The sequence below is a fragment of the Halomonas sp. GFAJ-1 genome, assembly GCF_000236625.2.
In the GTDB taxonomy this organism is placed as follows: Bacteria; Pseudomonadota; Gammaproteobacteria; order Pseudomonadales; family Halomonadaceae; genus Vreelandella.
Genome location: NZ_AHBC01000005.1, coordinates 32,377 through 47,964, shown reverse-complemented (window position 1 = coordinate 47,964; position 15,588 = coordinate 32,377). Strand labels below are relative to the sequence as shown.

Sequence of the window (15,588 nt, the reverse complement as noted above, 5' to 3'; positions counted from 1 at the left end):
TTACGCCTGCGCTTGCGCAACGTGGAACTCAGTGATGGCCATTACCTTCATGGTATTGGTTCCCCCATGGGCATTCATGTGGTCGCCACGGGTAAGAATCACGTAGTCACCGGACTTTGCCACCCCTTGTTTCACTAACAGGGTAAGCGCCTGGTCGTTGAGTTCCGTGGCCCTCATTTCAGATGTATCAAAGGGAAGTGATACCACGCCCCGGTAGAGCGCCATACGCCGCTGGGCGATAGGGTTATGTGCCAAGCCAACAATGGGCAGACCCGAGCGGATGCGGGAAGCAATTAGCGGCGTATAGCCAGACGAGGTCATACACGCAATGGCTGTGATGCCTTCCATATGGTTCGCCGCGTACATTGCAGAGAGCGCGATGGTTTCATCAGGCCGAGAAAAGCCCTCATGCATACGGTGGCCCGATTCTTGAGCAGTTTTTTCACGCTCAGCACCTAAACATACCCGCGACATGGCTTCTACGGTTTCCAGCGGATAGTCACCGGCGGCCGTTTCCGCTGACAGCATGACTGCATCGCTGCCGTCCAGCACCGCGTTGGCCACGTCAAACACTTCGGCGCGGGTGGGCAGCGGCGCTGAGATCATGCTTTCCATCATTTGCGTGGCGGTAATGACCGCGCGGTTCAGCGACCGCGCACGCTTGATCATGCGCTTTTGTACGCCGACCAGTTTGGCATCGCCAATTTCAACGCCTAGATCACCCCTCGCCACCATTACTGCCTCAGAGGCTTCAATAATGCCATCCAGGGTAGCGTCGTCTGCTACGGCCTCGGCGCGCTCTACTTTAGCCACTAAGCCAATCTCTTTGCCTTCTTCGCCCAGCAGGCGGCGCGCTTCGTGCATGTCTTCAGCGTGGCGCGGGAACGAGATAGCCAAGTAATCGACGCCAATTTCAACGGCGGTTTTTAGATCGATTTTATCTTTTTCGGTTAATGCCGGCGCAGACAGCCCGCCACCCTGCTTATTGATGCCTTTATGGTTGGAGAGCTTGCCACCTACCACCACGCGGGTATGCACCTGCTGACCTTCAACGTGGGTCACGTCAAGCACCACACGCCCGTCATCTAACAGGAGGCGGTCACCGGCAGTAACATCTTGCGAAAGTGTTTTATAGTCACAGCCCACTTGGTGGATATCTCCAGCATCACTATCCAACGACATATCCAGAACAAACGGCTCGCCTTCTTTTAGCACTACCGCACCATCCCGAAAGCGTGCGATACGAATTTTAGGGCCTTGAAGGTCACCTAATGCGGCTACGCTACGGCCAAGTTGGGCGGCAATTTCTCGCACTCTCACCAAACGGCGGCGATGATCGTCGGCGGTGCCATGGGAGAAATTCAAACGCACCACATCCACACCCGCCGCGAGCATGGCCTCCAGCACTCCTTCACGGTCGCTTGCTGGGCCAAGGGTTGCGACAATTTTAGTGCGACGAATTGTAGAGAAGTGCAGTGCGTTCATAGCGTTCCAACCATGCAAATTAACGTTTAATGACCTTAGCTTATCAGTTTAACGCGCTATACATGACAGTTATGAAACATTCCCTAAGCGCTACACCTAGCGCTGGGCTACTCAGCCATATGCTGGTCGCTTAAGAGCGGTGCTCATTCTTTCCCAGGCCCCGATGGTATTGCACTCTTCATCCACTATATTGGTCATGTTAACTACCGCGATAGGTAGAGTACCCATAAGGCGAGAGCAATAGCGGTACGTGGTAGTGCTGGCTGGCATCCACAACACCGAAACGCAGTGGAATAACATCCAAAAAGCGCGGTTCTTGAGCAGCGACCCCCTGGGTACGTAAATAGTCACCTGCGTGGAACACTAGCTCGTACTCACCCGATGTAAATGCATCGCCTTCCAGAATAGGCGTATCACAGCGGCCATCGCTGTTGGTAACCGCACTGCCTAGATGTTCGCGGCTATCGCCAAAAAGTCGAAACACTTCAATCATAATGCCTTGGCCAGGCTGCCCCTTAGCGGTATCAAGCACATGGGTGGTTAAACGTCCCATAAGCCACTCCTTTGAAATGAGTTATTAAAATTATTTACTAGGATTGACCTATCGGTCAAAGAGTACAATTGCTACTATTTATTGTATACATTCACTCCATCATAAAACGCTTCGGAGAGTTTTTGTGCCTACATCCCCCTCGCCTACTCTTTCACCTGCGCCGAGCACCTGCAGCTTAGAAAACTTTACCCATCATTACGGCGATATTTATGAGCACTCACCGTGGGTGGCAGAAGCCGCATGGGCAAAGGGGCTAAGCGAGACGCATGATGCCCCCGACGCACTTGCAGATCTAATGGGACTGATGCTGCAGCAAGCTTCCCCTGAGCAGCAAATTGCTGTCATTCAAGCGCACCCGGATTTAGCCGGCAAAGCTGCACTGGCAGGGGAGCTGACCGAAGACTCCAGCCGGGAACAGGCAGGTGCCGGATTAGATCAGTGCACACCTGAAGAATTTGCTCGCTTTGAACAGCTCAACGCCGCGTATAAAGCTAAATTCGGCTTCCCGTTTGTTATCGCTGTTAAAGGGCTTGACCGCCATGCGATCTTGGCAGCGTTTGAGACACGCTTACACAATAATTTAGCGCAGGAGCGAAAAACCGCCATTGAACAAATTATTCGTATCGCTCGTTTCCGGCTAAGAGCGCGAGCCGAGACAACGTAGCAACGCATTAAAGGGTAGAAAGCAAAATAGCGAACCGCCGCTTCGTAAAAGCAGTGTTGTAAGAGCAGCGTTAAAAAAACGTATATCGGTAGGGTCTGCTGAAATGTACTAAAAACTGTACTAAAAACACCACTGATTATTAACACCTTTAACTATGCATACGCACAGCTACTTTAAAATAGATTTATTCTATCCAAAAAAATACCGCGCCAAGGGCGCGGTATTTTCAGCTTAAAGCTGCGGCGGTTTACTGCTTAACAGCTTCAACCGCTTTTTTAGTACTCTCTTCAGTCATTTTCTTACTATCTTCCATAAAGCTTTGGCTGATAGAAGTGACTTTCTCAGAATCGCCTTTCATACGCTCCATCAGGTCAGAAGCGGTTTTTTGCTGGCTTTCCATGGCTTTCTTAAAGCCTTCCGCATCTTTAACGTCTAGCCAGGTGCGCGCCTGAGCGACCGTCATGTCTGAGTATGCACGCGCCGCATCTAACTGGGCATTGAGAAGCAACTCATAGTAATCAAGCGCTGCCAGAGTATAAGAGCGCATTGGCGTTAAGAATGCGGACTCAAGCTGCTGGTTAGTTTTTTCGACTGTTTTATTCATTAGGTAGTCTCCTTAAGCGTGTTAACGATTCAATGCACCGTTGCAAGCGGTTTATGGTTAGGCGTTTGCCTTTACTACCTACAAAGCTAGCAGTGCTTTTTGTGCAGCGCAACATGATTTTTATCATACGTTCGCAAACCTGCCACCGAGAATCAAAAACCTACTCAATAACTACCTATTACCCGCTATAAAACAGTACTTTAAAAAAACTTATCAATTAACTCAATAAGAAGCATAGCGGGCTATCTTAAAACCCAACTCCCGCAATTAGGTCAACTATTACAAGTCACGCACGGTTATGGCGTTACCCGCTATACCATCGTGCACATTAAGCATACGTGTGAACCACGCATCCACCGGGTCACCGGTCTCAACCAACGCTTCTAATGAGACCGTGTAGGCCCACATCAAACTGCCAAATAACAAGTAGTCGGCTCCACTTGGGGCTTCACCGTCCAAATACGGGCTCTCTCTTAATAACTCGCGCACTGGGGCAAGCGCCTGTTTAAGCTGCTGGCGCCCCTGCTCTGGCTGGTGCACCTCTTCTAAACGCGCACCGAAACGGGCCTCACGAGTCTCGCGAAAATAGGCGCGGTCATCAGGGTGAATAGCGTTCAGTAAGTCCATCGCTACTATTCGGAACAGTGCCGGGGTCACGCTACGCTCAACGAAGTGTTTAAAAAACAGCACGCGCTGGAAGCTAGCACCTTCACCCAACATGGGAGCATCGGGATAAGTGCGGTCTAGGTAGCGCATAATTTCAAAGCTATCGGTAACCACCGTATCGCCATCGGTGAGGACGGGCACCTTGTCGTAATCGGCAAAAGCGAGCACGTACTTTTCAAGAAACCGCCAGGCGACGGTCTCAAACGATAATCCTTTATGGGCTAGCGCCATACGCACCCGCCAGCAATAAGGTGAAAACCGCAAACGCTCATCGCGGCCACATAAATCGTAAAGAGTAATTGCCACTGTCAGAAACTCCGTAAAGTTGGTTGTAGTTATTAAAAGTGCTACAGCTGATAACAATGAGCGTAAGCCACTCATGACGCAAGCAAGGCTATACTGATCTTTTAACTGGCAACTGTACTGTCTATTAGTCTAATGACCTTGTCAGAATTATTTTTTCTAAAAATAATTAAAAAAACAGTTAAAACAACAGGATAGAAAAACAAAAGCGGCGCAAACCTTCATATAGAACACGCTCCACTCTGGTAAGACCAATTTTCCAATGTAGTCATTCTCTCAACCTAAACGTATCTTTCACACTGACCCAACCAGTATTGCAGTGGCAGGCTGGTCGGCTACTGCGGAGCATACCAAATAAATAACAAGGGGCCGTTCCTCCCATGAATGAAACTACACTTGCACTCCTGGCATTTCTGCCGCTGTTGCTAGCAGGTATTTTGCTCATAGGCTTTAAAATACCTGCCAAAATAGCGATGCCGATTGTCTTCCTCACCGCTGCGATTATCGCTCTGACCGCTTGGGATATGTCGTTCAGCCGCGTGGCCGCTTCGACCGTCCAGGGCTTGATTCAGACCGCGGGCCTGCTGTGGATTATTTTTGGCGCTATTCTGCTTTTGAATACGCTAAAACACTCCGGTGGCATTACCGCTATTCGTAACGGTTTCTCGGGCATTAGCCCTGACCGCCGCGTGCAGGCGTTAATTGTTGCTTGGCTATTTGGTTGCTTTATTGAAGGCGCTTCAGGCTTTGGCACACCAGCCGCCGTAGCAGCACCGCTGATGGTTGCGCTTGGCTTCCCCGCTTTAGCGGCGGTGGTTGTCGGCATGATGATCCAGTCTACTCCGGTTTCATTTGGTGCCGTGGGCACTCCCGTTGTAGTAGGGGTAGGCAGCGGGCTTGACCGTGCTGGCATTACCGCTCAGCTAGAAGCTACAGGTTCAAGCTGGGATGTGTTTTTCCAAATGGTAACCAATGGCGTTGCGATTACTCACGGCATCGTGGGTATTTTAATGCCACTGATTCTCGTGCTAATTATGGTGCGCTTCTTTGGTGCTAATCGCTCGTGGAAAGAAGGTCTTTCCATTGTGCCTTTCGCTATCTTCACTGGTTTCGCTTTCGTTATACCTTACACGTTGGTTGGCGTTTTCTTAGGACCAGAATTCCCGTCAATGATTGGCGCGATGGTGGGCTTAGCGATTGTGGTTCCTGCAGCACGTAGAGGCTTCTTGCTGCCCAAAGATACGTGGGACTTCCCGGAATCTTCCTCTTGGCCCGATGAGTGGATCGGTAACCTGCAGATCAAACTAGATGATGTAGCAGGCAAAGCGCCGATGTCTACGCTGAAAGGCTGGATTCCCTACGTACTCCTGGCGATTTTCCTGGTGGCTTCACGCACCGTCGAGCCGCTGCGCAACGCGCTTACCTCTGTCAACCTGAACTGGGCTAATATCTTCGGTGAAACGGGCGTCAGCGGCGGCTTGCAGCCTCTGTACCTGCCAGGCGGCATCATCGTTGCTGTGGTCATAGTGACGTACTTCTTGCACAGGATGAATCCGCGCCAAATGAGCGCAGCAATATCAGAGTCTACCAAGACGATCTTTGGTGCTGGCTTTGTACTGATTTTCACCGTGCCAATGGTGCGCATCTTGATCAACTCTGGTGTTAATGGTGCTGACCTGGTTTCCATGCCGGTAATGATGGCTCAGGCGGTCGCTGACAACGTCGGCGGTATCTATCCGTTCTTTGCGCCTGCGGTAGGTGCCATGGGCGCCTTCATTGCTGGTTCTAACACGGTTTCTAACCTGATGTTGGCGGAGTTCCAGTTTAACATTGCGCAATCGCTAGGCCTCTCTACCGCGATGATGGTGGCACTCCAGGCAGTGGGCGCGGCAGCGGGCAACATGATTGCAATCCATAACGTTGTAGCCGCCTCAGCCACCGTTGGCTTACTTGGCCGCGAAGGCGCGACGATTCGCAAAACTATTATCCCGACCATCTACTACTTGGTCTTCAGCGGTATCATTGCGATCATCGCGTTCTATGTCATAGGCGTTACCGACCCGCTTATGTAAATAGTCCGAGCTGATAAGCAAGGCTAATAAATCGATAGCGCACTTCCCACACCCCAGGCCTAGCCTGGGGTGCGGCGTTTTAAGGGCAGATTAGAACGGTTAGTCGATACGCTTTAGGGTTGTCGCATGTTGCTGACCACGCATCACATAGCTTTGCGCATTCAACTTCAGCCCTTCTATTGCGTCTGCAGAAAGTTCTCGCACTACTTTGGCCGGCGAGCCAACAATCAGCGAATTGGGAGGAAATACCGCACCTTCCTTGATAAACGCCCCCGCCCCTACCAAGCTGTTTTCACCAATGACGGCACCATTTAGCACCACCGCCTGAATGCCTATCAAGCAACCATCACCTACCGTGCAGCCATGCAGCATCGCCTGATGTCCCACCGTGACGCCCTTGCCGATTTTAAGCGGGTAGCCTGGGTCAGCATGGAGCACTGCGCCATCCTGGATATTGCTCTCTTCGCCTACTTCTAAATGATCGCTATCGCCACGCAGAACTGCTTGATACCAAACGCTTGAGCGCGCCTTGAGAGTCACTTGCCCAATCACATCAGCCGTATCGGCGATATACACATCATCATGAATATCGGGCGTTAGCTCGCCAAATTGATAAATTGCCACATTACACTCCTTTTATTAGCTGGCACCCACGGCCATTACGGATGAAACCCTAATGCATAGCTACCACTGCTCTAAGCGCATTGCCGAACGTTCGAGACGGTCATGCTCTGCCTCTACCTCGCGCAGCAGCTCACTGATACTGGTCAGATGCTCTAACGCGATGCTCCTTGCCTGCTCTGCATCGCCGCTAACCACCGTATCATGCAAGTTGGCATGCTGCTGATTGATCATCTCCCTGGGGCCAGGGCGATGGTAAAGGTGCTTCACCGAGGCAAAGACGGAACTCAGCAGTAAATCAGTTAGGCTCTGCAGCGTATGGACCAGCACCGGATTATGGGAAGCTTGAGAAACTGCCAAATGGAAAGCGTGGTCAAGCCGGGCCAACTGCTCGACATCGATGCCGTCAGGTTGAGCGGCATACTCGGCTAACGCTCGGTAGCGACGAGTAATCAGTACGCGGTCCATAGACGTACCGCGCCTGGCGGCCAAATAGGCGGACTCGCCTTCCAGCAAGGCACGCACCTCCAGCAAGTCAAACAGCGTGCGCGGATGGTCACGAAACAGATGCATCAGAGGGCTTTGCTGGTGCACCGGCAGTAGCGACGCCACCGTTGAACCGTGCCCCTGTCGCGTATTAATAATGGCTTTACTGCGCAGAATTCTTAACCCTTCGCGCAGCGATGCGCGAGACACGCCCAAGCGCTCACATAAGCGCCTTTCCGAAGGCAGCAGTTGGCCGGGGCGAAAAACGCCTTCTAGAATTAACTCCTCAAGCTTAGCGGCCACATGCTCGGGAGTGCGCCGCCCCATAGGAATATCGTCACTGCTTACGACCACTGATTGCTCCTTTAGCCATCCCTTCACACCCCTTAGGGTTAGACCACATTGCAATAGCTATTGGCTCACGAAGACGCCAAGGCGATGAAAGCAATTAGCAGGGGATTAGCTATCGACTAATTACTGGTCAGACCATTGCACCACAACCTAGACAGGCGCACAAAAAAAGCTCAAATTGGTCGGTAGGTATAACAATGCCGCGGTTAGTCTGTGGCCATTACTTCTCATGATAAAAAGCTAGGATGTCGTTATGAATATCCTTTTTGACGAACGCCTCGATGGGGAATTCGTCCACCGTGACAAAGCTGAAGTGCTTAGCGACCTGCAAAGCACCGTTCCCTCGTTAACGTTGCTTCACCGCGAAGAGGATCTACGCCCCTTCGAGTGCGATGGGTTAGCCGCTTACCGCGTACTGCCCATGCTGGTAGCAATGCCGGAAACTCTAGAGCAGGTTGAAGGTCTGCTGAAACGCTGCCACGCACTAAGCGTACCTGTCGTCACCCGAGGGGCAGGCACCGGCCTTTCAGGCGGCGCCCTTCCGCTTGAGCATGGCGTACTGCTGGTGATGTCGCGGTTTAATCAAATCATTAAGGTAGACCCCGACGCACGCCTCGCCCAAGTACAGCCTGGCGTGCGCAACTTGGCTATTTCCGAAGCAGCAGCGCCTTACGGGCTGTATTACGCCCCCGACCCCTCCTCGCAAATTGCCTGCTCCATTGGTGGCAACGTCGCCGAAAACGCGGGCGGCGTTCACTGTTTGAAGTATGGCCTGACGGTACACAACGTCATGCGGGTCGATGTGCTAACCATTGAAGGTGAACACATGACGCTGGGTTCAGAGGCCCTGGACGCCCCAGGCTTTGATCTACTCGCGCTGATGAATGGCTCTGAAGGTATGCTAGGGGTGGTCACCGAAATCACCGTCAAGCTACTACCCAAGCCTGAAACCGCTAAAGTATTGATGGCAAGCTTTGATGATATCGAAAAAGCTGGCCAAGCCGTGGGCGATATCATCGCTGCAGGCATCATTCCCGGCGGCCTGGAAATGATGGACAAACTGGCTATCAAAGCCGCCGAAGATTTCATCAAAGCGGGTTATCCCGTTGAAGCAGAAGCGATTCTACTCTGCGAGCTGGATGGCGTTGAAGCCGATGTGGACGACGACTGTAATACCGTTCGCCGGGTATTGGAGAAAGCAGGCGCCACGGACATTCAGCAGGCGCGCGATGAAGCCGAGCGCGCCAAGTTCTGGGCGGGCCGCAAGAACGCCTTTCCCGCTGTTGGGCGTATGTCACCCGACTACTACTGTATGGATGGCACGATTCCCCGTCGAGAACTGCCGCGGGTACTTAAAGGTATTGCCGCCCTTTCCGAAGAGAGCGGCCTGCTAGTCGCCAACGTCTTCCACGCGGGTGACGGCAATATGCACCCACTGATTCTGTTTGATGCCAACAAAGAGGGTCAACTAGCGTTAGCGGAAGATGTAGGCGGCAAAATTCTTGAGCTTTGCGTGGCCGCCGGTGGCTCAATTACCGGCGAGCATGGCGTAGGGCGAGAGAAAATCAATCAAATGTGCAGCCAGTTCCAAGCCGATGAAATTAGCGTTTTCCACGCCTTAAAAGCCGCATTTGACCCTAAACGCCTGCTGAACCCAGGGAAAAATATTCCTACCCTGGCGCGCTGCGCCGAGTTTGGCGCTATGCATGTGCATAACAATGAGTTACCGCATCCGGAGCTACCGCGCTTCTAAGGCGGCGCCTAGTTATCACCATCACTAGGAAAATAATCATTAGGAATCACCATGACCGAACTAGCGATTAACGCTGCCGACCAGGACATTGCTGCCGAGCTGTGCGAACAAGTGCGCAGCGCCTACGCTGAGCGAACGCCGCTGCGCATTGTGGCGGGCGACTCCCGCGCCTTTTATGGTCGCCCGGTAGAAGGTAAAGCACTCAACATAGCCGCCCACAGCGGCATAGTGTCGTACGACCCCGTAGAGCTGGTGGTGACTGCCCGCGCGGGCACACGCTTAAGCGCACTCAACGCAGCACTTGCTGAACACAATCAGATGCTGGCCTTTGAACCGCCCATGTTCAGTGAGGCCAGCACCATCGGCGGCGCCGTGGCCACCGGACTCTCTGGCCCACGCCGACCCTGGGCAGGCGCTGCTCGAGATTTTGTACTGGGCACCCGGGTGATCACCCAAGAAGGCAAACTACTGCGCTTTGGTGGCGAGGTAATGAAAAATGTAGCGGGTTACGACTTGTCGCGCCTGATGGCCGGCGCCCAGGGCACGCTCGGGGTGCTAGCGGATATCTCATTTAAGGTACTGCCAATCCCCAACGCCAGCCACAGCCTTCGCCTTACCATGGGACTAGACGACGCGCTGAACAAGCTCTCAGAACTTGGCCGTCAGCCGTTACCCATCACCGCCGCCGCGTGGCGCGCAGGTGAGCTATTTATTCGCCTAGAAGGCGGTATAAGCTCTGTTAACGCCACTCAAGAACGGTTAGGTGGCGAAGCCCTTTCCGCAGAATTTTGGCAGCAGCTGCGCGATCATCAGCACGAATTTTTCACCCTTGGCGAAGGGCAGGCGCTGTGGCGGTTATCACTACCGCCCCACACCCCCCGTTTGGCGCTAGATATTGCTGAGGATGACATTTTCTATGACTGGGGCGGCAGCCAGCGCTGGGTGAAAACCCACCTCGACGCAGACACCCTGCGCGCGGCTTGCCGCGCCGCAGGCGGACACGCCACTTGTTATACTCCCCACGCCAATGGGGGGGCAGAGTCGCCGTTTACTCCGCTCAACTCAGTGGTTGAAAAGTACCATCGCAACCTGAAGGCGGAGCTGGATGCCCATGGCATTTTCAACCCCGGTCGTCTTTATGCGGCGTTTTAATCAGGAGAGCTGACATGCAGACGAATTTTACTGACGCGGACCTTCAAAAACCGCATATTCAGGAAGCTGAGCGTATTCTGCGCACCTGCGTGCACTGCGGTTTTTGCAACGCCACTTGCCCCACTTACCAACTGCTGGGCGATGAGCGCGATGGCCCCCGTGGGCGCATTTACTTAATGAAGGAGCTACTTGAAAGTCGCGATGACGATGATCAAGTCACCGAAGAGACACGCCTTCACTTAGACCGCTGCCTCACCTGCCGCAACTGTGAAACCACCTGCCCTTCTGGGGTTGAGTACCACAAACTGCTTGATATTGGCCGCGCTGAAATTGAGCGTCGTGTGCCACGCTCGGCCTCAGAGCGCGCCCAGCGTTATGCCCTGCGCAAAATGCTGGTGGAACCCAAGCGCTTCAAAGCGCTGCTAAAATTAGGGCAAACCTTTAAGCCACTGGTACCCGGCAAACTGCGCAGCAAAATGCCCCCCGCCCCCGTGGATGCTGGCCAGCGCCCCGACAGCCAGCGCCATGAGCGAAAAGTGCTGATATTAGAGGGCTGCGTTCAACCCGGCCTTTCGCCCAACACTAACGCGGCCACAGCGCGCTTATTGGATCGTTTGGGCATTAGCGTAACGCCCATCAGCGAAGCTGGCTGCTGTGGGGCCATCGATTTTCACTTAAATGCCCAAGACGACGGTCGCACTCGCATGCGTACTAACATCGACGCCTGGTGGCCACATATCGAACAGGGCGTAGAAGCGATTGTGCAAACTGCTAGCGGCTGCGGCGCTTTCGTCAAAGAGTATGGTGACATGCTCAAAGATGACCCCACGTATGCCGATAAAGCCCAAAGGGTCAGCGCGCTGGCGAAAGACCTCGTTGAAGTACTGCGCGACGAACCGCTTGAGCAACTCAAGCTTAAAGAGCACCAGCGCCTAGCCTTTCACTGCCCCTGCACCCTACAGCATGCGCAAAAGCTCAACGGCGCAGTTGAGGGCGTACTCAGCAAGCTAGGCTTTGCACTCACACCCGTCAAAGATAGCCATCTTTGCTGCGGTTCAGCAGGCACTTACTCGGTTACCCAGCCGGAGCTAGCTACCCAATTACGGGACAACAAGTTAAATGCGCTGGAAGCAGGTAACCCAGAAGTCATTGTAACTGCTAACATTGGCTGCCAAACACACCTTGCCAGCGCCAACCGCACCCCGGTTCGCCACTGGGTGGAAGTGGTTGATGCCGCGCTGGTATAACCGCTAACTTATTCTGCCGTGACAGCCACGCCTGGCTGGCTGCGCGGCACTCCCCCCCCTTAATAAAAAGGAGTTTTTCATGCAAACCAAATCAATTCTCGGTCAAGCTGACGTCATTACCGTACTAGACGCCGCCCAGAAAGAAGCTGACAGCAACGGCTGGCCCGTTACCATTGCAGTTACCGACGACGGCGGCCACCTTTTGGCACTCCGCCGTTTAGATGGCGCTGCTCCTTTTAGTGCTGATGTTGCCACGCAAAAAGCACGCAGCGCCGCACTTGGCCGCAAAGAAACCCAGGTTTTCGAGGAGATGATCAACGGCGGCCGTACCGCGTTTATTTCTGCCCCGCTTCAGGGCTTGTTATCAGGCGGTGTACCCATCACGGTAGATGGCCATGTGGTGGGCGCTGTAGGCATTTCAGGCGTCAAGCCTGACCAGGATGTGCAAGTTGCCAAGGCAGGCGTGAGCGCGATTGCCTGATGCCAGCGTGCAGCCTCTATGCTGCACGCAATAACCATACGAAATTAAACTGCACGCAACAAAAAGCCCGGATCGATGATCCGGGCTTTTTTAAATTCGTTCGGCTTTAGCCGATGTATTAACTGCAACACAAGTGCAACTTGACTGGCGGACCGGACGAGACTCGAACTCGCGACCTCCGGCGTGACAGGCCGGCATTCTAACCAACTGAACTACCGGTCCACATCAAGGCACTAAAACCATTTAACTGCGAAAAATGCTTTTAAATGGTGGGCGGTACTGGGTTCGAACCAGTGACCCCCAGCTTGTAAGGCTGGTGCTCTCCCAACTGAGCTAACCGCCCAAAGTATTTAAGCAAGTGTGCTTAACACTTCAATTTCTTACGTTATCGTGGCGGACCGGACGAGACTCGAACTCGCGACCTCCGGCGTGACAGGCCGGCATTCTAACCAACTGAACTACCGGTCCACTTAACGACAACTAATTACAATACAGACTGATGATGGCGGACCGGACGAGACTCGAACTCGCGACCTCCGGCGTGACAGGCCGGCATTCTAACCAACTGAACTACCGGTCCACTTCTACATCAATTAGTACTGCTTTACGCTTCCAGGCACCAAATAAATGGTGGGCGGTACTGGGTTCGAACCAGTGACCCCCAGCTTGTAAGGCTGGTGCTCTCCCAACTGAGCTAACCGCCCGCTGGTCACGTGGCGCTGCATTCTACAGAAGTATGGCTGAATGTCAATACATCGTGTTTAAATCTTTTGATTCAAACCAATACGTTACTCATCCTGCCGCTACCGTGTGGTGAGCGCGGACGAAGAATGCCGCATGAGTGGCTGCTTCGTCAATCAAAATCGTATGTTTTAACCCAGAAGCGCGGCGCGGCTTAAAATCGTGATCCCCATCCTGTAGCCACATTAGCTGGGCAGTGGCGGGGAGTGAGCAACCGGCCACCTCTCCCACACTACCAAACGGGTCCCGCTCGCCCTGGAGAATCAACATTGGGCAGCTAATAGACGAAAAGTGCGTCACGCGAAGCTTCTGGGGCTGCCTGGGCGGGTGAAAAGGGTAACCTGCGACAACAACACCAGGGCAACCATTTTGACTGTTTGCATGCCCACTCGTGAAAGCCTCACTGGCAAACATAGAGGCAATACGGCCGCCCATTGACTTCCCACCGACCCACAAGGGAGTTTCCCCTAGCGGATGCAGCAACTCATACCAAGCGCTAAAGTGGGCCAGGGTTTGCTTAACAGGGGGTGGCGGGCGGCGTTTTCCTTGCTCGTAAACTTGCTGCATGTAAGGGAAATCAATAGCCAGCACCTGCAATCCATGGCCTGCCAGCGTCGCGACAAATTGACGCATAAAATCTGACAAGTGCCCGGCACCCGCGCCATGAGCAAACAATATTCGGCCATATTTTGGAATGCCCGAAATCGCTAAAGGCCCATAACCATCCACTATAAACCGCTGTTTAGTGCCGCTACTAATGACACTGGGCAACTCATCTGGCCCAATGTTAACGAAACCCAACTCAGCGTAAAGAGACACCATGCACTCCTAGTAATTCCGTGTTATTCCAATTGGCTTGTTCAGCTTGAGGCGCTGCTGCGCTAGAATCGCGACTGGATCTTGACCTGCATCATCAAGCGGGTGGCCGCATCCGTGCAAAATGCCACGGGTTACCCCCTAACCGCGTTCGATGGGAACATGAAATGAGCACAGCACTGGAACACCCGACCTATAACTACAAGGTGGTTCGGCAGTTTGCGATTATGACCGTTGTGTGGGGCATCGTAGGTATGACCGTTGGTGTCATCCTCGCCGCACAGCTGGTTTGGCCGCAACTGAACCTCGGATTACCTTGGACGAGCTTCGGGCGTCTACGCCCGTTACACACTAACGCCGTAATTTTCGCCTTTGGTGGCTCGGCGCTATTTGCGACATCGTACTACGTTGTTCAGCGCACCTGTCAGACACGCCTTTTCTCTGACAAGCTTGCCGCATTTACTTTTTGGGGTTGGCAGGCGGTCATCCTTTCTGCCGTGGTCACTTTGCCACTAGGCTATACCACGACCAAAGAGTATGCAGAGCTTGAGTGGCCAATCAATATTTTGATTGCCGTTGTCTGGATTAGCTACGCGATTGTCTTCTTAATGACGATTAAGAAGCGAACCACGTCGCATATCTACGTGGCTAACTGGTTCTTTGCTGCGTTTATTATTACGGTTGCCGTGCTGCATATCGTCAATAATGCCGCCATCCCGGTCACCCCAATGTACTCCACGTCTATTTACGCAGGCGCAATAGATGCCATGGTGCAGTGGTGGTATGGCCATAACGCGGTTGGCTTTTTCTTGACTGCAGGTTTCTTGGGCATGATGTACTACTTCGTACCCAAGCAGGCTGAGCGGCCGATCTACTCTTATCGCCTCTCCATCGTCCATTTTTGGGCGCTGATTATGATTTACATGTGGGCAGGCCCGCACCACCTCCACTACACCGCGCTGCCCAACTGGGCGCAGTCGCTGGGTATGATTATGTCGATTATTCTGCTGGCACCCTCATGGGGCGGCATGATTAACGGCATGATGACCCTGTCAGGTGCTTGGCATAAATTGCGTACTGACCCTACCCTGCGGTTCCTGGTCGTGGCGCTTTCGTTCTACGGCATGTCGACCTTTGAAGGTCCGATGATGGCGATTAAGACCGTTAACGCGCTCTCTCACTATACTGACTGGACCATTGGTCACGTACACTCTGGCGCGCTTGGCTGGGTTGCCATGATCACCATTGGCTCTATGTACCACCTGATTCCTCGCCTGTTTGGTCGCACTGAAATGCATTCCATAAGCCTGATCGCAGTGCACTTCTGGCTAGCCACTATCGGCACCGTACTCTACATCGCCGCCATGTGGGTGAACGGCATCATGCAGGGCTTAATGTGGCGTGCAATTAACGCCGATGGCACCCTGATGTACACCTTCATTGAATCGGTTGAAGCCAGTGGCCCCGGCTACTTTGTTCGCTTGATTGGTGGCCTCTTCTGGATCGTAGGCATGCTGCTTATGGCATATAACGTTTATATGACCGTGAAACGCCGCGAAGCTATCAGCCAACCAGCGCCGCAAGCCGCTTAAA

Annotated in this window: 14 protein-coding genes and 5 tRNA genes; 7 read left to right on the top strand and 12 right to left on the bottom strand. The window is 53.2% G+C overall.

Features of this window, described 5'->3' with window-relative positions; genetic code table 11:
• Window positions 1–1,485: a pyruvate kinase gene (gene pyk, locus MOY_RS02035; protein WP_009095976.1), complete on the bottom strand. Its 1,485-nt coding sequence runs from the start codon at window positions 1,483–1,485 to the stop codon at window positions 1–3.
• 199 nt (window positions 1,486–1,684) lie between these two features.
• Complete coding sequence (gene uraH, locus MOY_RS02030) at window positions 1,685–2,038, bottom strand: hydroxyisourate hydrolase (RefSeq protein WP_009095974.1); 354 nt, start codon at window positions 2,036–2,038, stop codon at window positions 1,685–1,687.
• A 124-nt stretch (window positions 2,039–2,162) separates the two neighbouring features.
• On the opposite strand from uraH, the gene uraD reads away from it, so the two are divergent.
• On the top strand, window positions 2,163–2,702 hold the full coding sequence (uraD, locus tag MOY_RS02025; RefSeq protein WP_009095971.1) for a 2-oxo-4-hydroxy-4-carboxy-5-ureidoimidazoline decarboxylase: 540 nt from the start codon (window positions 2,163–2,165) through the stop codon (window positions 2,700–2,702).
• Between the two features lie 247 nt (window positions 2,703–2,949).
• On the opposite strand, the gene MOY_RS02020 is transcribed toward uraD, so the two are convergent.
• The gene (locus MOY_RS02020) at window positions 2,950–3,306 is read right to left on the bottom strand and encodes a phasin family protein (protein WP_009095969.1); all 357 of its coding nucleotides are present in this window, start codon (window positions 3,304–3,306) and stop codon (window positions 2,950–2,952) included.
• Window positions 3,307–3,585: 279 nt separating this feature from the next.
• Entirely contained in the window at window positions 3,586–4,278 is a 693-nt protein-coding gene (locus tag MOY_RS02015; RefSeq protein WP_009095966.1) for a glutathione S-transferase N-terminal domain-containing protein, read from the bottom strand.
• A gap of 377 nt (window positions 4,279–4,655) precedes the next feature.
• On the opposite strand from MOY_RS02015, the gene MOY_RS02010 reads away from it, so the two are divergent.
• A complete protein-coding gene (locus tag MOY_RS02010) occupies window positions 4,656–6,347 on the top strand; it encodes an L-lactate permease (protein WP_009095965.1) in 1,692 nt (563 codons plus the stop codon).
• 99 nt (window positions 6,348–6,446) lie between these two features.
• Here the strand turns inward: MOY_RS02010 and MOY_RS02005 are convergent, their stop codons facing one another.
• Both MOY_RS02005 and glcC read right to left on the bottom strand, forming a co-directional pair.
• The gene (locus MOY_RS02005; RefSeq protein WP_009095963.1) at window positions 6,447–6,971 is read right to left on the bottom strand and encodes a gamma carbonic anhydrase family protein; all 525 of its coding nucleotides are present in this window, start codon (window positions 6,969–6,971) and stop codon (window positions 6,447–6,449) included.
• Between the two features lie 60 nt (window positions 6,972–7,031).
• The gene (gene glcC, locus MOY_RS02000) at window positions 7,032–7,808 is read right to left on the bottom strand and encodes a transcriptional regulator GlcC (RefSeq protein WP_009095961.1); all 777 of its coding nucleotides are present in this window, start codon (window positions 7,806–7,808) and stop codon (window positions 7,032–7,034) included.
• Between the two features lie 250 nt (window positions 7,809–8,058).
• Between glcC and glcD the strand changes: the two genes are divergently transcribed.
• From glcD to MOY_RS01980, 4 genes are all read left to right on the top strand, one after another.
• Window positions 8,059–9,558: a glycolate oxidase subunit GlcD gene (glcD, locus tag MOY_RS01995; protein WP_009095960.1), complete on the top strand. Its 1,500-nt coding sequence runs from the start codon at window positions 8,059–8,061 to the stop codon at window positions 9,556–9,558.
• A 51-nt stretch (window positions 9,559–9,609) separates the two neighbouring features.
• On the top strand, window positions 9,610–10,710 hold the full coding sequence (gene glcE, locus MOY_RS01990) for a glycolate oxidase subunit GlcE (protein ID WP_009095958.1): 1,101 nt from the start codon (window positions 9,610–9,612) through the stop codon (window positions 10,708–10,710).
• A gap of 14 nt (window positions 10,711–10,724) precedes the next feature.
• Window positions 10,725–11,957 carry a glycolate oxidase subunit GlcF gene (gene glcF / locus MOY_RS01985; protein ID WP_009095956.1) on the top strand — a complete coding sequence of 411 codons (1,233 nt, stop codon included), beginning with the start codon at window positions 10,725–10,727 and terminating at the stop codon, window positions 11,955–11,957.
• A 79-nt stretch (window positions 11,958–12,036) separates the two neighbouring features.
• Window positions 12,037–12,438: a GlcG/HbpS family heme-binding protein gene (locus MOY_RS01980; protein ID WP_009095954.1), complete on the top strand. Its 402-nt coding sequence runs from the start codon at window positions 12,037–12,039 to the stop codon at window positions 12,436–12,438.
• Between the two features lie 145 nt (window positions 12,439–12,583).
• On the opposite strand, the gene MOY_RS01975 is transcribed toward MOY_RS01980, so the two are convergent.
• The 6 genes from MOY_RS01975 to MOY_RS01950 all read right to left on the bottom strand — a co-directional run bounded on the left by MOY_RS01975 (window position 12,584) and on the right by MOY_RS01950 (window position 13,998).
• Window positions 12,584–12,660, bottom strand: a tRNA-Asp gene (locus MOY_RS01975).
• 45 nt (window positions 12,661–12,705) lie between these two features.
• Window positions 12,706–12,781, bottom strand: a tRNA-Val gene (locus tag MOY_RS01970).
• A gap of 48 nt (window positions 12,782–12,829) precedes the next feature.
• Window positions 12,830–12,906 (bottom strand) — tRNA-Asp (locus MOY_RS01965).
• A 35-nt stretch (window positions 12,907–12,941) separates the two neighbouring features.
• Window positions 12,942–13,018, bottom strand: a tRNA-Asp gene (locus tag MOY_RS01960).
• A gap of 48 nt (window positions 13,019–13,066) precedes the next feature.
• A tRNA-Val gene (locus tag MOY_RS01955) sits at window positions 13,067–13,142 on the bottom strand.
• Between the two features lie 88 nt (window positions 13,143–13,230).
• On the bottom strand, window positions 13,231–13,998 hold the full coding sequence (locus MOY_RS01950) for an alpha/beta fold hydrolase (protein ID WP_009095949.1): 768 nt from the start codon (window positions 13,996–13,998) through the stop codon (window positions 13,231–13,233).
• A gap of 164 nt (window positions 13,999–14,162) precedes the next feature.
• On the opposite strand from MOY_RS01950, the gene ccoN reads away from it, so the two are divergent.
• Window positions 14,163–15,587, top strand: coding sequence for a cytochrome-c oxidase, cbb3-type subunit I (gene ccoN / locus MOY_RS01945; protein ID WP_009095947.1), 1,425 nt, complete (start codon window positions 14,163–14,165; stop codon window positions 15,585–15,587).
• Window position 15,588 lies beyond the last annotated feature (1 nt).